Here is a 23,507-nt window from a genome sequence, read left to right on the forward strand (position 1 = left end):
CGCGTACGGCGAATGGCGACGGCCGCCGTGACCGCATTTTCGGCGGCGCTGCTGGGGCTGTCGGCCGCGCCGGCCCCCGACGCCGCCGCCGACATCGACCCGCCGGCCGGGACGCCGCCGACGGTGAGCGCCGACCCCCTGCCGACGTGGCAGGTCAATGGCGTCGTGTGGAGCATGACCACGGTCGGTAACACCGTCTACGCGACCGGCAACTTCAGCAAGGCGCGCCCGCCGGGCACCGCGCCCGGTGACGCCCGGGAGGTGGCGCGCGGCAACATCCTGGCGTTCGACCTCACGACCGGCGACCTGGTCACGTCCTTCGCCCATTCGCTGAACGGGCAGGGCCTGCGGATCGTGGCCTCGCCCGACGGCAAGCGCGTGTACGTCGGCGGCGAGTTCACGCAGGTGGACGGCAAGCCCCGCGCCCGCCTCGCGGCCTTCGACACCGCCACCGGCGCGCTCGACGAGGGCTTCGCCCCGCAGGTGTCCTCGATCGTGCGGGGCATCGCCGCGACCAACTCCAAGGTCTACTTCGGCGGGAACTTCTTCAACGTCAACGGCAAGTCCCGGACGCGCCTCGCCGCCGTGAACGCCGCCAACGGCGCCAACGACGACACCTGGCGCCCGACGGCCGACGACAACGAGGTGTTCGCGCTGGCCATGGCGCCGAGCGGCGACCGGGTCGTCATCGGCGGCCGGTTCCAGAAGCTCAACGGCGCGGCCCACGTCGGCATCGGCGCGGTGAACACGACCGACGGCGCGTCGGCGGCGTGGAGCAGCCGTCCGATCCCCACCAAGAAGGACAGCACCCACTTCTCCTACGTCACCGACCTGTTCGTCGCGGGCGACACCGTGTACGGCTCGGCGGACGGCGAGGGCGGCCACTGGTTCGACGGACGGTTCGCCGCCAAGGCCGCCACCGGCGACCTGGTCTGGCTCGACAACTGCTACGGCGCCACGTACGGCATGTTCGTCCAGAACCAGTCGGTCTACAGCGTCTCGCACGCGCACGACTGCGCCTCGCTCGGAGCGTTCACCGAGACCCAGCCGCAGAGCTGGCAGCGGGCGCTCGCCGAGACGACGTTCCCGACCGGCACCGACAAGGCGCCGCCTGGCGCCAACAGCAACTACAGCGGCCAGCCGATCCCGAGCCTGCTGCACTGGTTCCCGACGCTGACGCCGGGGACGTTCACCGGCCAGTCGCAGGCGGCCTGGGCCGTGACGGGCAATGACGCCTTCGTCGCGATGGGCGGCGAGTTCCCGAGGGTGAACGGGAAGGCGCAGCAGGGCCTCGTCCGGTTCGCGCTCAAGGCGAACGCGCCGAACAAGACCGGACCCCTGGACGGGGAGATGGGAACCCCCACGGCCAAGGCCCTCCCGGACGGGAGCGTCCGCGTGGGCTGGAAGACCACCTGGGACATGGACAACGCGTCGCTGAAGTACGAGGTGCTCCGCGACGACGGCACCACGCCCGTCGGCACGGTCGAGAAGACCTCGACGTTCTGGAACCAGCCGTCCGCCGCGTTCGTCGACCGGACCGCGCCGGCCGGCGCCCACACCTACAAGGTCCGCGCGGTGGACTCGACGGGCAACCGCGTGACCAGCGCCGCGTCCGCCTCCGTGACGGCCGGCGGCGGCACGCCCAGTCCGTACTCGGCCGAGGTCAGCGGCGACGACCCGGGTGCGTACTGGCGCCTCGGCGAGAGCAGCGGGCCCGGCTACGACTACGCGGGCGCGTACGACCTCACGTTCGGCTCCGGCGTGACCCGGGCCCAGGCGGGCGCGATCTCCGGTGACGCCGACCGCGCGGTGAAGTTCGGCGGCACCTCCACCGGGACGGCCGCCAGCGGCTCGGCCCCCACCCCGCAGAACTTCACCGTCGAGGCGTGGGTGAAGACCACGTCCAAGACCGGCGGGAAGATCGTCGGATACGGGAACGCCGCGACCGGGAACAGCTCCAAGTACGACCGCCACCTGTACATGACCAACGACGGGCGGGTCGTCTTCGGCGTCTACCCGGGCGCGGTCAGGACGCTCCAGAGCGCGGCCGGGCTGAACGACGGCAAGTGGCACCACGTCGCGGGCACGCTCGACGCCGGCGCCGGGCTCAAGCTGTACGTGGACGGCCAGCAGAAGGCCGCCGACGCCGCGGTGAAGACCGCCGACCCCTACCCGGGCTACTGGCGCCTCGGCGGCGACAACCTCAGCAGCTGGCCCAGCCGGCCGTCCAGCGACTTCCTGAACGGGACGCTGGACGAGGTCGCCGTCTACCCGCGCGCGCTGACCGACGCCGAGGTCACCCGGCACCACGGGCTCGGCACCGGCGGCATCCAGCCGAACAAGCCGCCGACGGCCGCGTTCACCTCGTCCTGCGACCAGCTCGCCTGCGCGTTCGACGGCTCGGGGTCGGCCGACACCGACGGGACCGTCGCGGGCTACGCGTGGGACTTCGGTGACGGCAAGACCGGCGAGGGCGCCAAGCCGTCCCACACCTACGCGACGGCGGGCACCTACACGGTCAAGCTGAAGGCGACCGATGACCAGGGCGCGTCCGCCGAGGTGTCGCACCAGGTCACGGTCACCTCCGCGACGCTCGCGGCCGACGCGTTCGGCCGCACCGTCAGCGGCGGGTGGGGCGACGCCGACACCGGCGGCACCTGGACGCGCAACGGCTCCGGCGGCGTGCTGTCGGTGGGCGGCACCGGGCAGATCGCGCTCGGCGCCCCCGGCAACAGCGGCGGCGGATACCTCAACGGCGTGTCCTCGACAGGCACCGACCTGACGTTCACGGTGGCGCTCGACAAGGAGGGCACCGGCAACGGCGTCTACGTCGCGCCCATCGGACGCCGCGTCGGGAGCGCCGACTACCGGGCGCGGGTCCGGCTGCGTCCGAGCGGCGTGGTGTCGCTCAAGCTCAGCCGCACCGCCGCCGGGAACGCCGAGACCGACATCGTCGCGGAGCAGACCGTCGCGGGCGTGACCTATGAGGCGGGCAAGCCGCTGCACGTCAGGCTCCAGGTCACGGGCACCTCGCCCACGACGCTGAAGGCCAGGGTGTGGGCGGACGGCGCGGCCGAGCCCGACTGGCAGCTCACGGGCACCGACTCCACCGCCGAGTTGCAGAGCGCCGGCGCTCTCGGCGTGTGGACCTATCTCGCGGGCAACACCACCAACGCGCCCATCGTCGCGTCGGTGGACGATCTGGTGGCGGTCCGCGCCACCGGCTGACCGGTCCGCGTGATCGGAATCCGCTTGATCAGAAACGGCGACGCGTGAAAGTGCCCCGGGGTTTACCGCCCGGGGCACTTTCTTTTTCGCGATCAACAATGACAACGGGCGCGCCGTGCCGGGAACTCCTGCGTTCCATGAATTCGGTCACGATTTCATCGGTTGTCCGATGCCGCGGACCGGGCGCCCGCTAAGCTCACCAGATCCAGCGTGGCCGTAGGGGCCACAGGGGTTTCAGCGCAAGGGGATCCGACTCGTGGGAGCTTCATCGCGACGGCGCCGGACGAGCGTGCGCGCCGGCCTCGCGGCCACCGCCACCCTCACGCTCGCAGGCGCGTCCATCATGCCGGCGGCGACCGCCGGCGCCGACACCGCGCCCCCGACCGGGACGCCCGCCACCGTCAGCGCCGACCCCCTGCCCACGTGGCAGGTCAACGGCGTGGTGTGGAGCATGACCACGGTCGGCAACACCGTCTACGCGACCGGCAACTTCAGCAAGGCGCGCCCGCCGGGCACCGCGCCCGGCAACGCCAAGGAGGTCGCGCGCGGCAACATCCTCGCCTTCGACCTCACCACCGGCAACCTGGTCACGTCCTTCGCCCATTCGCTGAACGGGCAGGGCCTGCGGATCGTGGCCTCCCCCGACGGCAAGCGCGTCTACGTCGGCGGCGAGTTCACCGCGGTCGACGGCAAGGAGCACAAGCGCCTCGCCGCGTTCGACACCGCGACCGGCAAGCTCGTCGACGCGTTCGACCCGCAGGTGTCCAACATCGTCCGGGGCATCGCCGCGACCAACTCCAAGGTCTACTTCGGCGGCAACTTCTTCAACGTCAACGGCAAGTTCCGGACGCGCCTCGCCGCCGTGAACGCCTCCAACGGCGACAACGACAACACCTGGCGCCCGACCGCCGACGACAACGAGGTGTTCGCGCTCGCGGTGGCGCCCGGCGACGAGCGCGTGCTGGTCGGAGGCCGGTTCCAGCAGCTCAACGGCGCGGCCCACGTCGGCATCGGCGCGGTCAACACCACCAACGGCGCGTCCGCCGCGTGGAGCAGCCGCCCGATCCCCACCAAGCAGGACAACAAGCACTTCTCCTACGTCACCGACCTGTTCGTGGACGGCGACACCGTCTACGGCGCGGCCGACGGCGAGGGCGGCCACTGGTTCGACGGGCGCTTCGCCGCCAAGGCCGCCAGCGGCGACCTGGTCTGGCTCGACAACTGCTACGGGGCCACCTACGGCATGTACGCGCAGGGGTCGGCGGTCTACAGCGTGTCCCACGCGCACGCGTGTGAGTCGCTGGGCGCGTTCCCCGAGACCAGGCCGCAGACCTGGCACCGGGCGCTCGCCGAGACCAAGGCCGCGACGGGCACCGACCACGCCCCGCCCGGGGCGAACAGCAACTACCGCAACCAGCCGATCCCGAGCCTGCTGCACTGGTTCCCGACCCTCACGGCGGGGACGTTCACCGGCCAGTCGCAGGCGGCCTGGGCCGTCACCGGCAACTCCAGCTACGTGGCCATGGGCGGCGAGTTCCCGAAGGTGAACGGGAAGGCGCAGCAGGGCCTGGTCCGGTTCGCGATCAAGGCCAAGGCGCCGAACAAGACCGGCCCGGTGAAGGCCGACCTGGCCGCGCCGACCGCGACCAAGACCACGCTCGGCATCCGGGTCGCCTGGAAGTCCACCTGGGACCAGGACAACGAGGCCCTCACCTACGAGGTCCTGCGCGACAACGGCACCACGCCGGTCGGCACGGTGAAGCGGAACTCCACGTTCTGGAACCGTCCGAGCCTGACCTTCACCGACGCCAAGCCGCCGAAGGGCAAGCACACCTACAAGATCCGCGTGAAGGACCCGCTGGGCAACACGCTCACCAGCGCCGCGTCCCCGTCGGTGGGCTGACCCTCCAGGTCGGCTGACCCTCCGGCACCGACACCACGCACAGCACGTACACGAAGCGCGCCCCGGCGATCCGCCGGGGCGCGCTTCGTGTGTCCGTCCTACTGGCGCGGGATCATCGACCGCAGGACGTCGCTCAGCCGCGCCTTCAGCGGGGCGTCGTGGTCGCCGTCCGAGCGCAGCTCCACCCGCTTCAGCCAGAACTCGGCGGCCTCCGCGTAACCCTTCCCCGCGTCCGGCGCGGGCTGCTTGCCGAACACCGCGACGCGGGTCGCCTCGTAGTAGACGGCGTCCGCGCCCGGCGGCGCCCACGCCGCGTCCTCCCAGTCGATCAGCCACGGGAGCCCCGGGCCGCAGCGGCGCAGGTTCCACGCGGTCAGGTCGCCGTGCATCGGCACCCAGTGCGGCGGCACCTCCGGCGTGCGGGGCAGGACGTCCCCCAGCCGCCGCTGGAGGTCGGCGAGCAGCGGCTCCAGCGCCACCCCCCGGACGGGACGCGCGGGCCGGGGCGGCATCGCCTCGATGACCATCCAGTGCCACCCGGCCGTCACGTCCCGGTCCAGCACGCGCGGCACCCGGAACCCCTCGGCGCGACCCTCGGGGAACGCCGACAGCGCCCGCTGCTCGCGGTCGAGCTCGCCCGGCTCCTCCCGGAGCTTGAGGAACCCCGTCGGCCTGCCCGCGCGCAGCAGCACGGCCGCCAGGCCCGTCCTGGACGCCTGCGGGCGCTCGTAGAGGGCCAGGTCGTCGAACGTTCCGATCCGCGCCCTCAGGGCCTCCCAGCGCTCCCGGCCGCCCGGCGGCTCCCACGCGACCTTCGGGCCCGGGACCGCGCGCGGCCCGAGCGCGGCGACCGCGCCGTACAGCGCCCACTGCGCCGCGAGCGCCGCTGGCTTGGACCGCGTGATCAGCGATATGCCCGCGAGCGCGCCGCGCCGCGACCGCGCCGGGACGAGGACGTTGCGCGTCCCCATGCTCGGCCGAACGAACGCTTGTCCAGTAGTGGTCATCTCACGCTCCGCCTCTCCACGCTGCCTGTACCACGGTGCCTGTCCCAGAGTTCGGTCGGCGCGCGGTCACTTCGGGCGCACGGTCTTGCGGGTGAGCCTGCGCTCCACGAGGTCGAGGCAGAGCCGCTCGTAGGCGGCGGCCACGTCGTCCCAGACGTAGCGCTCGGCGGCCCGCTTGCGCGCCGCGTCGCCCCGGTCGGCGGCCCCGCCCGGGTCGGCCTCGGCCTCCTCGATCCGCTTCGCCAGCTCCGCCGCGTCGCCGAAGAAGCGGCCCGCCTCCTCGCCGAGCACCTCGCGGTTGAAGTTGACGTCGAAGGCGAGCACCGACGCCCCGGCGCCCATCGCGCGCAGCAGCGACGGGTTCGTCCCGCCGACCGAGTGCCCGTGGACGTAGGTCAGCGCGCCCGCGTAGAGGGCGTCCAGGAGGTCCTGGTCCCACACGCCGCCGAGGAACGTGATGCGCGGGTCGTCGCCCGCCAGCTCCTTCACCTGGGCCGTGTACTCGTCGGCGTAGGGCGCCGAGCCGACGACCACCAGCGGCTTGCGCGCCGTGCTGCGCCGGTAGCCCTCCACCGCCACATGGACGTGGTTCTCCGGCTCGAACCGGGCCACGACCAGGTGGAACTCGCCCGGCTCGTAGCCCGCCGCGGCGAGCTTGCCGGTGTCGGTCGCGGTGAGGATCGGGGCGCCGTAGGGGATGAACACCGACTCGGCGCCGAACTTCTCGCGGTAGTAGTCCTGGATTCCGGCGGCGTCGGCGATCAGCGCGTCCGACCAGCGGACGGCCATCGACTCGGCGGCGCGGTAGTAGCGCTGGCCTGTACCGCTCCACTTGGTGCGCTTCCACTCCAGGCCGTCCACGTGCGTGGCCACCGGTATCCGCAGCGTCCGCAGCACCGGCAGCAGCGGCGCGTTCGCCGCGTTGAACAGCAGCGCCACGTCCGCGCCCTCGCGGGCGATCTTGCCCCGGAACGCGTGCAGCACCGACAGTCCGGTGTGGCTGAGCGTCTCGGCGACCTTCTTCTCGATCGCCGGAAGGTAGATGAGCCGCATCCCGAGATACTCCGGCTCGGGGTGGCGCTCGCCGCGGCAGTAGACCATGACCTCGTGGCCCCCCGCCGCGAGCCGCTGGCCGATCTCCTCCACCGCCGTCTCGAACCCGCCGTAGCGCGCCGGCACCCCGCGGGTCCCTACCATGGCGATGCGCACCCTGATCCCCACTCTCTCTGTGGACGCATTGATTACGATCCGCACAGATTATGCGCAAGGGACACCGCACGTCCTGGGGGGGAACAACAGTTAATCTGAAGGTTGCGCGAACGGTGGCGGCGCGGGGTTACGCGGCCGCCCGAAGGAGGGCAAGTGGCCGAACGGGACTCGCGGTCCGTGGTGGTGCTGGCGCATCCGTCACCCGACCTCTACGGCTCCGACCGGACGTTCATCGAATCGGTGCGGGCTCTCGTCACTCACTGGCGTGTCATCGTCACGCTACCCGAGGACGGGCCGCTGTCGAGCGTCCTCCGCGAAGCGGGCGCCGAGATCGTCGTGCTGCCCGTCCCCGTCCTGCGCAAGGCGTTCCTCACGCCCTTCGGTCTCGTGCGGCTCGCCGTCGCCGCCGCCCGCGCCCTGCCCCGCGCCCGCAGGCTGCTGCGCCGCGAACGCGCCGCCGCCCTCTACGTCAACACGGTGACGCTGCCGTTCTGGCTGCTCGCCGCGCGGGTCGCCCGCGTGCCCGCGATCTGCCACGTGCACGAGGCCGAGGACGGCATGCCGAAGCCGATGCGGGCCGTGCTGTACGCGCCGCTCCGGCTCGCCCGCACGGTGGTCGTCAACAGCCGGGCCACCGCCGCCGCCGTCGGCGGGTCCGCCGGGAAGGGCGGCGCCCGGATCATCTACAACGGGGTGGACGGGCCGGCGCCGGAGCAGGTGGCGCCGCCGCGTTCCGAACCCGGGCCGCCCGCCAGGATCGTGCTGGTCGGGCGGCTCTCGCAGCGTAAGGGGTCCGACATCGCGGTCCGGGCCGTCCAGTTGCTGCGCGAGCGCGGGTACGATGTGACCTTGACATTGGTCGGCAGCGTCTACCCCGGCTACGAGTGGTTCGAGAACGAGCTCCGGGCCCTCGCGGCCGGCGACGACGGCGTCGTCTTCGCGGGGTTCCGCCCCTCGGTCTGGAAATCCTTCGCCGAGGCCGACATCGCGGTCGTCCCCTCGCGCGTCGAATCCTTCGGGAACGGTGCGGTGGAGGCGATGCTGGCCGGCCGGCCCGTGGTCGCCTGCGCGACCCAGGGGCTGGTCGAGATCTTCACCGACGGCGAGAACGGCGTGGTCGTCGCGCCGGACGACCCGTCCGCGCTGGCCGACGGCATCGCCCGGCTGCTGGCCGACTGGGACGGCGCGCAGGCGATGGCCAAGCGGGCCGCCGCCGACGCCGCCGAGCGGTTCGGCGCCGACCGGTACCACCGCGACCTGCGGGAGGTCGTGCACGGCCTGACCGCGACGTCCCCCTCACCCTTGCACCCGGCCTCCTGAGGACCAGAGCACCCGATGACAGCACAGACACCCGTCACACCGGAGATCAGCCTGGTCGAGGCCGTCTGGCGCTACCGGCTGATGTCCCTCATCATCGTCCTGGCCTGCGTGCTGGCGTCGGTGGCGGCCACGCAGATCCTGTTCAGCGGCGCCACCGCCACCGCGCGGTTCGCGGTCACCGACCCGACCAACAACAACAACGCGCTGCGCATGGGCGTCATCTCCGGTCAGGGGTATGCCACCTACACCGCGCAGCGGGCGGCGTTCGCCGGGTCCACGCCGGTGATGGCGCGGGCGGCGCAGATCGTCCGCGAGAAGCGCGGCCCGAAGCTCACCGGCGAGCAGCTGCGCGGCCGGGTGAAGACCTCCAGCAAGCCCGACGGCGGCGTCGTGATCGTCACCGCGTCCGGGGCCAACATGACCGAGGCGGCGGTGATCGCCAACTCGGTCCTCCAGGCCTACCAGGACGTGACGATCAGCACCAACACCGGCAAGCTGGACGAGCAGATCAAGAACATCAAGGCGCTCCAGACCAAGGTCACGCAGGACATGGAGGTCACCCAGTCCGGCAGCCGCGCCTACCGCCTGCTCGCCAACCAGCTGACCAAGCTCCAGGGCGAGGAGAGCGGGCTGCTGTCGGCCCGGTCCAAGACCAACGACGGCGTCCAGTTCCTCGACACCGCCGACCCGTCGGCGCCCGTGCCGAGCAAGCTTCCGCAGAACGCCGCGATCGGCTTCGCGATCGGCGTGATCCTGGCGTGCGTGGTGTCGTTCCTGCGGGCCTCGTCGCGTCCGCGCCGTCCCGGGGGCTCCGGCCCGCTGCCGGCGGGCGGGCCGCCGGAGGGGATCGGCGGCGCGGCCGGAGCGCCGCCCGCTGGGGTGCTCGGCAGCGGCCAGCTGGCGGGCGCGGCGCCCGAGCTGCCCGCCGGACGCTCCTACCAGGGCCGCAGGCACGCCTCCGACGTGCGGGTCGGCGGTGCCCGGACCGAGGACGGCCTCGGGGAACGCCCCGAGCGGGACGATCCGCTCGCCTCCGCGTCCGGACGCGGGAGCCGGCCGCGCCGGGGCCGGGCCGCGCCTCCGGCGCCGCCGCGTTCGGCGTCCGCCACGCAGGCCCTCCCGGCGACGCCCCCTCCGGCGCCGCCCGCCGACCGCGACCGGGGCAGGCCGCGGCTGAACGGGTCGAGCCCCTCCAGTTCCAGCCCGGCTTCCGGGCTTCCGGTGACCCCCGGCGCCGGGTCGGGCTCCGGCTCGGGTTCGGGGTCGCGGAATTCGCGCGGCTCGGGCAACGCCTCGGGCGGGCTGGGCAAGGCGCCGCGCGGAAAGGGCGCGCGCGGCAAGCCGCGCGGCGAGACCCCGGCCGAACCGGAGGGCGGAACATCCGACGCCCCGGCCGATCTGTGGGCGGACGGCGGCGACCCGACCCGCACCGCCGAGGACCCGGCGTCCCTGCTCGGCGGTAAGGGCCCCCTGGGGGGCGCGCCGTCCGGCTCGTCCGATTCGGGTACGCCCGAGTCGGGCAACGGGTCCGGCAAGGGAAAAGGCGACACGTCCCTGATGCACTACGACCTGGACAGGTAGACCAGGCCGCCTCCGGGACGGGTGAACGGCGTCCCGGAGGGCTCGGGGGCAAGGCCGCCCGCGTGCTGGCATCGGCGGGCGGCGCGGTCACCGTCCAGTTCGTCACGGCGGGCGGCAGCCTGGTCGTCCAGGCGCTGTGCGCGCGGACGGTCGGCCCGTCCGGCTACGGCGCCTACGCGCTGTTCGTCTCCGTGCTCGTGATGATCACGGCGGTGCAGACGAGCTGGGTCGGCGACAGCCTCACCGTGTTCGACCGGTTCGACCCGCGCGTGCGCGGCGCGCTGCTGCTGTCGGTGCTGATCACCGTGGGCGCGGGCGCCACGGTCGGCGCGGGCGTGACGGCCGCGATGGGTCTCGCGGGAGTGGCCGGGATCGGGCTGTTCGGGCTGCTGGTCGCGCTCTGGCTGCTCAACGAGACCGGACGGCGCATCTTCACCGCGCGGATGGAATTCTGGCGGCTGGCCCTCAACGACTCCTCCTACCTCGTCGTGACGATCGGGACGCTCGCCGGCGCGCTGGCCCTCGGCGTCGACGCCACCGTCGAGCTGATGCTCGCCGCGTCGTGCGCGGGCTGCCTGGTCTCGATCGTGCTCGCGCGGCTGCGGCTGCCGTCCCCCGAGTACGCGCCCGCCCCGCTGCGCGGCACCGCGTTCAAGGAGATCGCGGGGTTCGCGGTGTGGCGGTCGGTGCAGGCGGGCCTGCGCCCGGGGTCGCTGCTGCTGGCCCGCGTCATGATCGCCGCGTTCGCCTCGACCGCCGCGCTCGCGGGCATCGAGGCGGCGCGGCTGCTGCTCGCGCCCGCGCTGACGTTCGTCAACGGCGCGGGCGGGTTCCTGCTCGGCGACTTCGCCAAGGCCGAGCGCACCGGCGCGCCCATGCCCGCCCGCCGCGCCGTGCGCGTCTGCGTGCTGCTGTCGGTGATCGCGCTGGTCATGAGCCTCGGCGGGATCCTGCTGGTCGACTGGCTCGGCCCGCTGGTGACCGGCGGGTCGTTCACGGTCGACCGGGTCGCGCTCGTCGGCTGGGGCGTCTACGCGGTGTGCTTCGCCTGCACGCTGCCGCTCGCCAGCCTGGCGACGGCCCGCAAGATGTCCCGGGAGGTGTTCACCGTCCGGGGCGTGGAGAGCGCGGTCGGGCTGGCAGTCCTGGTGGGGCTGCTGGTGACCGATCCCGGCCACGCCTCGATCGCGCCGTACTGCCTGGGCGCGGGCGGGCTGGTCTCGGCCGCGATGCTGTGGCGAACGCTCCGCAGGACCGACCCCGTCCCGGAGGCGGCGGACGAGACCTCCCCCGACCTCCCCGTGTCAGCGGACGAACTCGTCGGTTGACACCGCCGGCGCACCGTCGGCGGCGGGCTCTTCCGCGGCCCGCGCGGGGACGGGCGTGGCGGGCGTGGCGGGCACGGTGCGGCTCCGCATGACGAGCCAGACGGCCACCGTCGCGGAGGTGAGCGCGACCATCGTCCAGGCCAGCGGCACCGCGCCGAGGCCGAACATCTTCAGCGAGGACGCCACCAGCACCAGCGCGAGGACGCGGCGGATCAGCCCGCCCGGCGCCCGCGAGGAGATCTTCGAGCCGACGTAGACGCCCGGCACCGAGCCGACCAGCAGCGCGGCCGTGACCTCCATCCGGAAGTCGCCGAACAGCAGGTGGCCGAGCGCGGCGGCGAACACCAGCGGGACGGCCTGGAGCAGGTCGGTCCCGACGAGCTGGTTGGCCTTCAGCGCCGGGTACAGGGCGAGCAGCGCGACGATGATCAAGGAGCCGGAGCCGACCGAGGTGATGCCGACGACGAGCCCGCCGACCAGCCCGACCAGGACGGTCGGCACCGGGCGGATCGTGATCTCGGGGGCGTGCTCACCGTCGACGTCGGTCCCGGCGCGGCCGCGGTGGGCGAGGTAGCCGCGCACGACGAGCCCGGCCGCCGCGATGAGCAGGGCGACGCCCATCGCCTTGCTGATGATGTCCTCGACCCGGGCGCCGTGCCCGAGCGCGCGGGCGAGCAGGACGCCGGAGAACGCGGCGGGCACCGAGCCGAGGCACAGCCAGCCGACGAGCCGCATGTTGATCGTGCCCTGGCGGTAGTGGACGGCGCTGCCGACGGGCTTCATGACGGCGGCCGCGACGAGGTCGCTGGAGACCGCCGCGAGCGGGCTGACGCCGAAGAACGTGACGAGCATCGGCGTCATCAGGGCGCCGCCGCCCATTCCGGTCAGCCCAACGACGATCGCGACCAGGAACGATCCACCGGCCATCGTCCAATCGAAGTCCATCGCCATGACCTACCTGCTATGTAGGAAAACCGTGGTATCAGCCTAAGGCAGCACATGTCCCGGAGGTAACCCAGGTGACAGGGGTTGCACGGGTTGGTCGGACCGATATTGCTTTGCGGCTATTGCGGACGTACCCAGCCGCCGTCCACAAGGACCTCCAGGACGCGCCCGACCGCCTCGTCCGGCGTCATCGTGGACGTGTCGAGGGTCAGGTCGGCGTCGGCGGGCGCCTCGTAGGGGTCGGAGATCCCGGTGAACTCGGGGATCAGACCCGCCCGCGCCTTGGCGTACAGGCCCTTGCGGTCGCGGCGCTCGCACTCCTCCAGCGGCGTCGCGACGTGCACCAGCACGAAGTCGCCCGAGACCGACACCATGCGGCGCACCTCCGCGCGGGTCGCCGCGTACGGGGCGATCGGCGCGCAGATCGCGACGCCGCCGTGCCGGGTGATCTCGGCGGCGACGAACCCGATCCGGCGGATGTTGGCGTCGCGGTCGGCGCGGGAGAACGTGAGCCCGGCCGAGAGCATGCGCCGCACGACGTCGCCGTCCAGCAGCGTGACCGTCCGGCCGCCGCGCTCGACCAGCGCGTCGGCGAGCCCCCGCGCGACCGTGGACTTGCCCGAGCCCGACAGGCCGGTGAAGAACACCGTGATCCCGCGCGAGTGCTTGGGCGGCCGGGCGAGGGCCAGCTCGGCGGCGACGGCGGGCGGGGTGAACCAGTCGGGCACGGGCTCGCCCGCGTCCAGGAGCTCGCCCAGCCGCTCGGCCGTCAGCTCGGCCTGGACGTGGTCGGGCTCGATCCGCGCGACCGGCCGCCACACCTCCACGTCCGCGTCGTAGGCCCACGGCTCGGGGACGACGACGGGGACCGCGCTGCCCTCGATCTCCCGGTCGGCGAGCAGGTGGGTGGCGCCGTAGGCGGCGGCGATGTGGGCGTGCAGCAGGACGTCGCGCTCGGGGTCGTCGCCCCGGTCGGGCAGCGGGACGGGGATGATCCGGGTGCCCTCGGGCAGTTCCCGGCGGACCCCGAGCAGCGCCCGGACGAGCGACTCGTCGTGCTCCCCGCTCAGCATCGGCAGCACCAGCACGTGGGCGCCGAGCCGCTCGGCGACCTGGCGGAGCTGGCCGAGCTGCTTGCGGTGCAGGAACTCGCGGGTCGCGACGGCCAGCACGGGGCCCTCGACGGCCTCGACCTCGTCGGGGCGGCGGCGCAGGCGGTGGAACGGTCCGTGCGCGGGGGCGCGCAGGGCCTCCAGCGATCCGGCGAGCCGCCAGCCCTGCGTGGTCGGGTCCTGCCACGCCTCGGCGACCCGCAGCACCGCCAGCGGCACGCCCTCCGGGTCCTGGAGGACGACCCGCTCCTGGCCCGTCAGCTCCTTCGGCACGGCCAGCGTGACCGGCACCGGCCAGGGCGTCCCGTCGGCGAGCCGCCCGCCCGCGATCACCATGGCGGTGTCGAACGAGCCGAGGAACCCCGTCAGCGGCCGGTACGCGCCGGCCAGCAGCAGCTCAAGATCGGCGAGCTCACGCGCGTCCGGTGTCCAGACGGGCAGGTCGCGCAGCGTGTCGGGCAGGCCGGCGTCGGCGGTCACCGCGGTCTCCGATCCGGGCCCGGCGCGCGGCCGGGCCGATCCAGGTGGTTGGTCCAGGACGGCGGCTGGCCGCGCCGGCGGCGGGTCGGGTTCCGCGTGACACGGGTCGGCGTGGGGGCCAGCCTTGGGGGGCCGGGTGGACGCCACCCCGCGTCCCCTCCTCCCGCAGGGAAAATACTGCGGACCTGCCCGTCCGCGCATCCCGGGGGCCCGGTGCCGGGCCCGGCGGCGGCACGGGCGGCGGTTTCAGATGACCCGGGCGAAGCGGTTCTCGGGTTTGCGGATGACCAGCGTGATCTCGCTGTGGTCCGCGGGGAGCCGCCCCCGGCTGAGCGCCGACACCAGCCGGCACAGCACGTCGGCGAGGCCGGTTCCGGCCCCGAGCGCGTCGATGGCCTGCCGGGACGTGTACTCCTCGGCGATGACGAGCCCGCGCATCACGCAGTACCACTGCATGCCCTGGCGCGAGGCGACCCGGTCGTACACGGCGGCCGGCGGGTGGGCGGCCCGGCCGCGCCCGGCGCGGGGCTCGACCTCCTTGCGCGGCTCCGCCCGGCGGGGCTCGGGGAGGGCCTCGACCGCGGCCGGTGTGGCCGGCGCGTCGGGTTCGTCGGACGTGGCGGGTGCTTCCGAGGGCGGTGCGGGCTCGGGGGCGGGCTGGGGGGCGACCAGGACGTCGCCCGGGTCGTCCGCCGGAGCGGCGGGCTCGGGGCCCGGCTCCGGTTTCGGTTCCGGGACGGGGTCGGGGTGCGGGACGCGGGCGTGCGTGCCCCGGGGCGTCCGGCCGGCGCGGGCCCGGCGCCGCCGTCCGGAGGCGTGCATCCAGCGGGGGAGGTGCCGGTCGAGGAACCCGAACGCGGTGTTGCGGTCGCGCAGGTGGACCAGCAGCAGCCCGCCCGGCTTCAGCGCGGCCACGAACCGGTCGAGGACGAGTTCGGCGTGCGGGACGCGCTCGATCAGGTAGGAGGCGTGCACGACGTCGTAGGCGCGCGGCGGCAGCGGCACCGTGCGCAGGTCGCCCAGATGCCAGGTGTCGAGGTCGGCGCGCTCGCAGGTGCGGGCGCGCAGCTCGGGCGCCTCCACGTCGACGCCCGTGACCAGGCGGTCATGGTCGCCGAGGTCGAGCCCCTCGCCCCAGCCGCACCCCGCCTCCAGGATGTGGATCCGCTGTAGGGGCTTCTCTAGGGCGTACTGGCGGGCACGTTCGGAGAAGAGATCGCCGTCGCTGACCGGCGGCGTACGCAGATCGGTCACAGTCTCGCAGCGTAATCGTCCGACTGCACTCTGTCCGCTATTTGCCCATTGTTGGGCACGGCCGTGTCGCGTGCCGACCGGACCACTTCCGCCGGGGCGCCGCGCGGGCGGGTATCCGGGGGCCTCCGGGGGGCGCGTACCCTGGTACGGGCACCGGGTCCGGACGGATTCCGGTTCTTCGGGCTGCCCTGGCGACCGGTGGGCGGCCCGCGCGCACCGGCCGGTGCGTCCCTCAGCGGCGGACCTCAGCGGCGGATCGAGTAGCTGGCGAAGATGACCCTCAACGGACTTGTTGACCTTGCGTGCACCGACCCCGGGCTGGCGCGCGCGCTCACCCACGCGCGGCTGGACCAGGAGGTCGTCGCGCCCCCGTCGCTCTGGCCAGTGCTGGCCGCCGCCCTCAGCCGGGCGACCCGTGCCGCAGGCGGCGAGAAGGGCGGGAACGGCGGGCAGGGCGTCGTGCTGGCGGTGACCGCGACCGGCCGCGAGGCCGAGGACCTCACCGCCGCGCTGACGAGCCTGCTCGACCCGGGCCGGGTCGCGCACTTCCCGGCGTGGGAGACGCTGCCGCACGAGAAGCTGTCGCCGCGCTCGGACACGGTGGGCCAGCGGCTCGCGGTGCTGCGGCGCCTCGTCCACCCGGACGCGGGCGACCCCGCCGCCGAGGCGGGCGAGGGCCCGGGACGCGGCGGCGGCCTCGACGTGGTCGTGACGCCGATCCGGGCGGTGCTCCAGCCGATCGTGTCGGGTCTCGCCGACCTGGAGCCCGTCAGGCTGTCCTCCGGCGCGGACGCGGACATGGACGAGGTCGTCCGGCGCCTGGTGGACGCGGGCTACCACCGCGTCGACCTGGTGGAGAAGCGCGGCGAGCTGGCGGTGCGCGGCGGCATCCTGGACGTGTTCCCGCCCACCGAGGAGCACCCGCTGCGGGTGGAGTTCTGGGGCGACACCGTCGAGGAGATCCGCTACTTCAAGGCCGCCGACCAGCGGTCGCTGGAGGTCGCGGCGGGGGGCCTGTGGGCGCCGCCGTGCCGTGAGCTGCCGTTGACCGAGCCGGTGCGCGCGCGGGCGCGTGAGCTGGCGGCGCAGCACCCGGCGCTGGAGGAGATCCTCGGCCGGATCGCCGACGGCGACACCGTCGAGGGCATGGAGGCGTTCTCGCCCGTCCTCGCCGAGGGCATGGAGCTGCTGACCGACCTGCTGCCGGACGGTTCGGCGCTGCTGGTGTGCGAGCCGGAGCGGATCCGCACCCGCTCGGCGGAGCTGGTCCGCACGAGCCAGGAGTTCCTGGAGGCGAGCTGGGTCAACGCGGCGGCGGGCGGCGAGGCGCCGATCGACCTCGGCGCGGCGGCGTTCCGGTCGCTGGAGGAGGTCCGCGCGCACAGCACCGAACTGGGCCTGCCACGTTGGAGCGTGACGGCGCTTAACCCCGAGGGGGAGGCGCTGAGCCTTGGCGTGCAGCCCGCCGAGGCGTACCGGGGCGACACGTCCCGGCTGGTCGGGGACGTGAAGGGGTGGATCGACGGCGGCTGGCACGTCGTGATGGTCACCGCCGGGCACGGGCCCGCGGAGCGGCTCGTCCAGCTGATGGGGGAGGAGGGGCTCGGCGCGCGGCTCGCCGACCTGCCGGAGCCGCCCGAGCCGTCGCTGGTCACGGTCGCGACCGGGCTGCTGGAGAACGGCTTCACCTGGGAGTCGGTGAAGCTGGCGGTGCTGACCGAGACCGACCTGTCCGGGCAGAAGTCGTCCACCAAGGACATGCGGCGGATGCCGTCGCGGCGGCGCGGCGGCATCGACCCGCTCCAGCTCAAGCCCGGCGACTACGTCGTGCACGAGCAGCACGGCGTCGGCCGGTACGTGGAGATGGTCAGCCGGACGGTGCAGGGCGCCACCCGCGAGTACCTGATCCTGGAGTACGCCAAGAGCGACCGGCTGTTCGTCCCGACCGACCAGCTGGAGGAGCTGACCCGCTACGTCGGCGGCGAGGCGCCGAGCCTGCACCGGCTCGGCGGCGCCGACTGGCAGAAGGCCAAGTCGCGGGCGCGCAAGGCGGTCAAGCAGATCGCCGGGGAGCTGATCCGGCTGTACTCGGCGCGGATGGCGAGCCCGGGGCACCCGTTCGGCGCCGACACCCCCTGGCAGCGGGAGCTGGAGGACGCCTTCCCCTACGCCGAGACGCCCGACCAGCTCGCCGCCATCGACGAGGTCAAGCAGGACATGGAGCGGCCCGTCCCGATGGACCGGCTGATCTGCGGCGACGTCGGCTACGGCAAGACCGAGATCGCGGTCCGGGCGGCGTTCAAGGCCGTCCAGGACGGGCGGCAGGTCGCGGTGCTGGTGCCGACGACGCTGCTCGTCCAGCAGCACCTGTCGACGTTCTCCGAGCGGTTCGGCCCGTTCCCGGTGGTGGTGAAGCCGATCAGCCGGTTCCAGTCGAACGGGGAGATCGACCGGACGCTGGAGGGCCTCGCGCAGGGCACCGTGGACGTGGTGGTCGGCACGCACCGCATCCTGTCGGCGCAGACCCGGTTCAAGAACCTCGGCCTGGTGATCATCGACGAGGAGCAGCGGTTCGGCGTCGAGCACAAGGAGGAGCTGAAGCGGCTCCGGACGCAGGTGGACGTGCTCGCGATGTCGGCGACGCCGATCCCGCGCACGCTGGAGATGGGCCTCACCGGCATCCGGGAGATGTCGACGATCCTCACCCCGCCCGAGGAGCGGCACCCGGTGCTGACGTTCGTCGGCCCGTACGAGGAGAAGCAGATCGCGGCGGCGATCCGGCGCGAGCTGCTGCGCGAGGGCCAGGTGTTCTTCGTGCACAACCGGGTCCGGTCGATCAACAAGGTCGCGGCGACCCTGGCGCGGCTCGTCCCGGAGGCGAAGGTCGGCATCGCGCACGGGCAGATGAACGAGCACGAGCTCGAACGCGTGATGGTCGACTTCTGGGAGAAGAACTACGACGTGCTGGTCGCGACCACGATCGTGGAGTCGGGGCTGGACGTCCCGAACGCCAACACGCTGATCGTCGACCGCGCCGACATGTACGGGCTGTCGCAGCTCCACCAGCTGCGCGGCCGCGTCGGGCGCGGCCGGGAGCGGGCCTACGCCTACTTCCTCTACCAGCCCGAGCAGCCGCTGACCGAGACCGCGCACGAGCGGCTCGCGACGCTGGCGCAGCACACCGAGGTCGGCGCGGGCATGTACGTCGCGATGAAGGACCTGGAGATCCGGGGCGCGGGCAACATCCTCGGCGCCGAGCAGTCCGGGCACGTCGCGGGCGTCGGGTTCGACCTGTACGTCCGGATGGTGGGGGAGGCCGTCCGGGACCTGAAGGAGGGCGGCGGCGAGCCGCAGGCCGTCGAGACCAAGGTCGAGCTGCCCGTCGACGCGCACCTGCCGCACGAGTACGTGCCGGGGGAGCGGCTCCGGCTGGACGCCTACCGGCGGATCGCGGCGATCACGTCCGAGGACGAGATCGAACCCGTGCACGAGGAGCTGAAGGACCGGTTCGGGCCGCTGCCCGTCCCGGTGCTGAACCTGCTGGAGGTCGCGCGGTTCCGGGCCAGGGCGCGGGCGGCGGGGCTCACCGACGTCACGCTCCAGGGCAACTTCGTGAAGTTCTCGCCCGCGGCGCTGCCGGACTCCAAGCAGGTCAGGTTGCAGCGGCTGTACCCGAAGAGCATCCTCAAACCGGCGACCGACACGCTGCTCGTGCCGGTGCCGAAGACCGCGCCCCTCGGCGGCCGCCCGCTGCGCGACCAGGAGCTTCTGCGCTGGGCGACGGACCTGGTCGAGGCCCTGTTCCTCGAACCGGTCCGCGCATAGGCTGGCGCGGTCCTGAAATGATCAACGACGAGATGGGGTCCCGTGTTCGGTAGGTCCGTGAAGATCGCGGCGGCCGCCCTGGTGGCGGCCGGCGCGCTGGCCGGGTGCGGCGACGCGCCGAAGCCCGGTACCGCCGCCATCGTGGGTGACGACCGCATCACGGTCACCTCCCTCAGCCAGACCGTCCGCGACTGGCGCACGCAGTTCAAGAACGACGCGCTCGCCAACCGGATCCGCGCCGGGGCCGCGGGCCAGGGCGACCAGCTCGGCACCGAGGCGGGCGAGTCCGACCTGCGCATGGCGCTGACGCTGCTGGTGAACTTCCAGGTCGTCGAGAGGCTGGCGAAGGAGCAGGGCGTGGCGGTGCCGGACGGCCGCACCGACGACGTCCTGCGCGAGATGAACCAGCAGCCGGGCGGCGCCACCTCGATCACGCTGGCGAGCGGGCTGCCCGGCGACCGGTCCCGCGACCTGGCCCGCTTCGTCGCGACCAAGCGGCTGCTGCTGGAGCGGCTCGGCTCCGACGGCAACCCGCAGAGCCCCGCGACGATGCAGGCGGGCCAGCGCTACACCCAGCTCATCCGCGGCACCGCGGGCCGCCTGCACATCGAGGTCAACCCCAGGTACGGGACGTTCGACCCGCTGCGCGGCAACGTCGGCCAGGTCGCCTACCGGCTGTCCAGCCCCGAGTCGGGCCTCGACCGCTCATGAGCCTGACCCTGCTCGCCACCACGCACCGCGTGGCGCCCGGCCTGCTGACGTGGAAGGCGTGGGAGGCGCTCCGGTCGGCCGCGCGGGTGCGGGTGCGGGCCGGGCATCCGCTGCTGCCGTACCTGCGCGACGCCGGGATCACGCCCGAGGAGGTCGCCGCCCCCGACGCGTTCGACCTGGTCGCGGCGGCGCGGCGGGAGGACGTCGTGTGGGTCGCGGCGCCCGAGGGCGACGAGGCGCTGATGCGCGAGGTCGGCACGCTCGTCCTGGACGACCCGCTGGACGTGGAGGTGCTGCACGGCTCCTACGACCTGCCCGGCGCGCGGGTGCTCGACCTGGTCTCGGTGATGGAGACGCTGCGCCGCGAGTGCCCGTGGGACCGGGAGCAGACGCACGAGACGCTCGTTCCGTACCTGCTGGAGGAGGCCTACGAGGTCCTCGACACGATCGAGTCCGGCGACCTCGGGGCGCTGCGGGAGGAGCTCGGCGACGTGCTGTTGCAGGTCGCGTTCCACGCGGTGGTGGCGTCCGAGCGCGACGACGAGACCGCGTTCACGATCGACGACGTCGCGGGCGCGATCGTCGACAAGCTCGTCCGGCGGCACCCGCACGTGTTCGCGGACGTGTCGGTCTCCGGCGCCGACGAGGTCGACGCCAACTGGGAGCAGATCAAGGCGGCGGAGCGGGCGGAGAAGAGCGGCGCCGAGGCGTCCGCGCTGGACGGCGTGCCGATGGGCCAGCCCGCGCTGTCGCTGGCGGCCCAGCTCCAGCGCCGGGCCCGGCGGATGGGCGCGCCGCAGGACCTCGCCCCGGCCACGAATGGTGCCCTGACCTCGGAGAACGGTTCGGACGCCGGTTCCGGCTCCGGGTCGGATGTCGGAAGCGACCTCGGCGTAAGGCTTTTCGCGCTCGTCCGGGAGGCGGGCGAGCGGGGCGTTGATCCCGAGGCGGAGTTGCGCGCGGTTTCGCGGGTATTCCGCGATCGTGTCAGAGTCTGGGAAAGGCGCGGACGGGACGCCTGATTCGGGGGATACCGCCCGAAGAATCTTCGATGGGGTGGTCCGGCGGGTGTCGCCCGTCTACCCTGAGCGCGTGCCGATCAAGGCAGGAAACGGCGGCCGGGGCCCGCTCCCCACCCCGAAACGCCGCCGGCGCCGGGTGCTCACCGCGTCCACGACGCGCGCCGAGAAGGCCCGGGCGCTCCGCGGGCTGGGCGCGCTCGGCGGGCTGTCGGGCGTGCTGGTCGCGCTGATGATCCTGCCCACCGCCTGCACCGCCGGGGTCGGCACCCGCGACGCCGCGCACTGGTTCGGGAGCGAGCCGGAGGGGCTGAGCACGTCCGGCGTGCCGCAGCGCTCCCGCATCCTCGCCGCCGACGGCTCGACGATCGCGACGTTCTTCTACCAGAACCGGGTGGACGTCCCGCTCAAGGGCATCGCGCCGATCGCGCGCCGTGCCGTCCTCGCCATCGAGGACAGCCGCTTCTACGAGCACGGCGCGATCGACTCCCAGGGCACGCTGCGGGCGCTGGCCAGCAACCTGAGCAACGGCAAGGTGACGCAGGGCGGCTCGGGCATCACCCAGCAGTACGTCAAGAACCTGCTGCTGACCACCGCCGACTCGCGGGCCGAGCAGCGCGCCGCCAAGGAGATCTCGCCCGCCCGCAAGATCCGCGAGCTGCGGTACGCGGTGGCGCTGGAGAAGCGCTACCCCAAGGACGAGATCCTCCGCCGCTACCTCAACATCGCCTACTACGGCGACGGCGCGTACGGGATCGAGGCCGCGGCGCGGCACTACTTCTCCAAGCCCGCGGCCAAGCTGGACCTCGCCGAGTCCGCGCTGCTGGCCGCCGTGATCCGCTACCCCTACGCCTACGATCCCGTCCACCATCCGGGCGTGGCCCGCGAGCGCCGCGACATCGTGCTCCGCCGGATGGCCGAGCTCGGCTGGATCGACCACGCGACGGCGGAGGCGACCGCGCGGCAGCCGATCGCGCTGCGCGTCCAGGACGCCAGGAGCGGCTGCGTCACCAGCGGGGCGCCGTTCTTCTGCGACTACGTCCAGCGGGAGATCCTCACCAGCCCGGTCTTCGGGAAGACGCCGCAGGAACGGGAGAAGCTGCTCAAACGGGGCGGCCTCACCATCCGCACGACGCTGGACCGGCGGGCGCAGCGGGCCGCGCAGAAGGCCGTGGACGGGCACGTCCCGCGCAGGAACTCCGCGCACAAGGCCGCCGCCGAGGCGATGGTCGAGCCCGGCACCGGCGAGATCAAGGCGATGGTCGTGGACCGCACGCTCGGGCCCGACCGGGAACGCGGCAAGACCTGGATCAACTTCGCCGCCGACGCCGACCACGGCTCCAGCATCGGCATGCAGGCCGGGTCGACGTTCAAGGCGTTCACGCTGGCCGCCGCGCTGGACGACGGCCTGCCGTTCGGGACGCGGCTGATGGCGCCGCGCTCCTACACCGCCGTCGGCTACCGCGACTGCAAGGGCCGCAGCCGCGGCGACCCGGGCACACCGCTGCGCAACGCCGCCGACGGCGAGGGCGGCAAGAGCTTCAGCCTCGTCACCGGGACGCACCACTCGGTGAACACGTTCTTCCTCGCGCTGGAGAAGAAGGTCGGGCTGTGCGAGACCGTCCGGATGGCGGAGAAGCTCGGGATGCGGCAGGCCGACGGCGACCCGCTGGAGCAGTACCCCTCGTTCACGCTCGGGTTCAACCCCGTCTCTCCGGTGCGGCTCGCGGCGGCGTACGCGGCGTTCGGCGCGCGCGGCCGGTACTGCTCGCCGATCGCGATCCGGCGGGTCACCGACGCGTCCGGGCACCAGATCAAGGTGCCGGGCGCGGGGTGCAAGCAGGCCATCGACAAGGACGTGGCGGACGCCGTCAACTACGTCCTGAGCGGCGTGCTGACCAAGGGCACCGCCAAGGGGCTCGGGCTCGGACGCCCGGCCGCCGGGAAGACCGGCACCGTCGACAACTTCTCCGCCGCCTGGTTCGCCGGGTACACGCCCGAGCTGGCGTCGGCCGTGTGGGTCGGGGACCCGCGCGGCGGCTACCGCTACCCCATGCAGGACCTGTGCATGGACGGGGAGTGCTACGGGGCCGTGTTCGGCGCGACGATCCCCGCGCCGATCTGGCAGCAGAGCATGCTCGGCGCCCTGGCCGACACGCCCGCCGGGTCGTTCCACCGCCCGCCGTCGCACTTCTTCAGCAAGGGCTCGGGCGAGGACAAGGCGAAGGTGCCCGACGTGCGCGGGATGAGGCCCGTCGAGGCCGTCGCGAAGCTGCGCGCCGCCGGGTTCAGGACGCGCGTCGGGGCGCCCGTCGAGTCGGAGAAGTACCCGAAGGGCACCGTCGCCGAGATGGAGCCGGGCGCGCGCACCGCCGAGCCCGGCGACACGATCACGCTGCGGCCCAGCAAGGGCCCGGGACGGCGGCCGTGGCCCGGTGACGGCGGCGACGGCGGTGACGGCGGTGGGGGCGGCGACGAGCAGGTCCCGGTTCCGCCGATCACGTTCCCGCCCGGATTGCCTCACTGACCTGCTCTTTCCCTACCCCGGCCGTGTGATCGGCGGGCCTTCGGGTAGATCGACTCGC

At 73.4% G+C, this 23,507-nt stretch carries 14 protein-coding genes; 9 read left to right on the forward strand and 5 right to left on the reverse strand.

The features are described from left to right. The first annotated feature begins 27 nt into the window (after positions 1–27). Entirely contained in the window at positions 28–3,228 is a 3,201-nt protein-coding gene (locus K2F47_RS41205; protein ID WP_242900896.1) for a LamG-like jellyroll fold domain-containing protein, read from the forward strand. Positions 3,229–3,484: 256 nt separating this feature from the next. Beyond that, positions 3,485–5,131 carry a PQQ-binding-like beta-propeller repeat protein gene (locus K2F47_RS01845; protein WP_242900897.1) on the forward strand — a complete coding sequence of 549 codons (1,647 nt, stop codon included), beginning with the start codon at positions 3,485–3,487 and terminating at the stop codon, positions 5,129–5,131. A gap of 98 nt (positions 5,132–5,229) precedes the next feature. Here the strand turns inward: K2F47_RS01845 and K2F47_RS01850 are convergent, their stop codons facing one another. Next, entirely contained in the window at positions 5,230–6,102 is an 873-nt protein-coding gene (locus K2F47_RS01850; RefSeq protein WP_242900898.1) for a phosphotransferase, read from the reverse strand. Positions 6,103–6,204: 102 nt separating this feature from the next. Next, a complete protein-coding gene (locus K2F47_RS01855) occupies positions 6,205–7,317 on the reverse strand; it encodes a DUF1972 domain-containing protein (RefSeq protein WP_242900899.1) in 1,113 nt (370 codons plus the stop codon). A 183-nt stretch (positions 7,318–7,500) separates the two neighbouring features. Between K2F47_RS01855 and K2F47_RS01860 the strand changes: the two genes are divergently transcribed. The 3 genes from K2F47_RS01860 (at position 7,501) to K2F47_RS01870 (ending at position 11,576) form a co-directional block, all read left to right on the forward strand. Next, positions 7,501–8,667 (forward strand): glycosyltransferase family 4 protein, encoded by a 1,167-nt coding sequence (locus K2F47_RS01860; RefSeq protein WP_242900900.1) that lies wholly within the window; start codon positions 7,501–7,503, stop codon positions 8,665–8,667. A gap of 15 nt (positions 8,668–8,682) precedes the next feature. Continuing rightward, on the forward strand, positions 8,683–10,248 hold the full coding sequence (locus K2F47_RS01865; RefSeq protein ID WP_242900901.1) for a YveK family protein: 1,566 nt from the start codon (positions 8,683–8,685) through the stop codon (positions 10,246–10,248). 62 nt (positions 10,249–10,310) lie between these two features. Beyond that, positions 10,311–11,576 (forward strand): polysaccharide biosynthesis protein, encoded by a 1,266-nt coding sequence (locus K2F47_RS01870; protein ID WP_242900902.1) that lies wholly within the window; start codon positions 10,311–10,313, stop codon positions 11,574–11,576. Here K2F47_RS01870 and K2F47_RS01875 read toward each other — a convergent pair. The 3 genes from K2F47_RS01875 to K2F47_RS01885 all read right to left on the reverse strand — a co-directional run bounded on the left by K2F47_RS01875 (position 11,553) and on the right by K2F47_RS01885 (position 15,367). Beyond that, on the reverse strand, positions 11,553–12,521 hold the full coding sequence (locus tag K2F47_RS01875) for a sulfite exporter TauE/SafE family protein (protein WP_242900903.1): 969 nt from the start codon (positions 12,519–12,521) through the stop codon (positions 11,553–11,555). The genes K2F47_RS01870 and K2F47_RS01875 overlap by 24 nt on opposite strands. Positions 12,522–12,640: 119 nt before the next feature. Further along, entirely contained in the window at positions 12,641–14,113 is a 1,473-nt protein-coding gene (gene cysC / locus K2F47_RS01880) for an adenylyl-sulfate kinase (RefSeq protein ID WP_242900904.1), read from the reverse strand. A gap of 246 nt (positions 14,114–14,359) precedes the next feature. Then, a complete protein-coding gene (locus tag K2F47_RS01885) occupies positions 14,360–15,367 on the reverse strand; it encodes a class I SAM-dependent methyltransferase (protein WP_242900905.1) in 1,008 nt (335 codons plus the stop codon). 273 nt (positions 15,368–15,640) lie between these two features. Here K2F47_RS01885 and mfd point away from each other — a divergent pair, with 273 nt between their 5' ends. The 4 genes from mfd to K2F47_RS01905 all read left to right on the forward strand — a co-directional run bounded on the left by mfd (position 15,641) and on the right by K2F47_RS01905 (position 23,449). Then, entirely contained in the window at positions 15,641–19,192 is a 3,552-nt protein-coding gene (mfd, locus tag K2F47_RS01890; protein ID WP_242900906.1) for a transcription-repair coupling factor, read from the forward strand. A gap of 57 nt (positions 19,193–19,249) precedes the next feature. After that, positions 19,250–19,903, forward strand: a complete 654-nt coding sequence (locus K2F47_RS01895) for a SurA N-terminal domain-containing protein (RefSeq protein ID WP_242900907.1) — start codon at positions 19,250–19,252, stop codon at positions 19,901–19,903. Further along, the gene (locus tag K2F47_RS01900) at positions 19,900–20,925 is read left to right on the forward strand and encodes a nucleoside triphosphate pyrophosphohydrolase (protein WP_242900908.1); all 1,026 of its coding nucleotides are present in this window, start codon (positions 19,900–19,902) and stop codon (positions 20,923–20,925) included. Before K2F47_RS01895 ends, K2F47_RS01900 begins: the two co-directional genes overlap by 4 nt. Before the next feature lie 70 nt (positions 20,926–20,995). After that, positions 20,996–23,449, forward strand: coding sequence for a penicillin-binding protein (locus tag K2F47_RS01905; RefSeq protein ID WP_242900909.1), 2,454 nt, complete (start codon positions 20,996–20,998; stop codon positions 23,447–23,449). Positions 23,450–23,507 lie beyond the last annotated feature (58 nt).

The organism is Actinomadura terrae (assembly GCF_022751215.1).
GTDB lineage: Bacteria > Actinomycetota > Actinomycetes > Streptosporangiales > Streptosporangiaceae > Spirillospora > Spirillospora terrae.

Excerpts from the sequence above, each read along its gene's own strand:
- mfd (WP_242900906.1), top strand. The coding sequence starts at position 15,641 with ATGACCCTCAACGGACTTGTTGACCTTGCGTGCACCGACCCCGGGCTG.
- K2F47_RS01900 (WP_242900908.1), top strand. The coding sequence starts at position 19,900 with ATGAGCCTGACCCTGCTCGCCACCACGCACCGCGTGGCGCCCGGCCTG.
- K2F47_RS01865 (WP_242900901.1), top strand. The coding sequence starts at position 8,683 with ATGACAGCACAGACACCCGTCACACCGGAGATCAGCCTGGTCGAGGCC.
- K2F47_RS01875 (WP_242900903.1), bottom strand. The coding sequence starts at position 12,521 with ATGGACTTCGATTGGACGATGGCCGGTGGATCGTTCCTGGTCGCGATC.
- K2F47_RS01850 (WP_242900898.1), bottom strand. The coding sequence starts at position 6,102 with ATGGGGACGCGCAACGTCCTCGTCCCGGCGCGGTCGCGGCGCGGCGCG.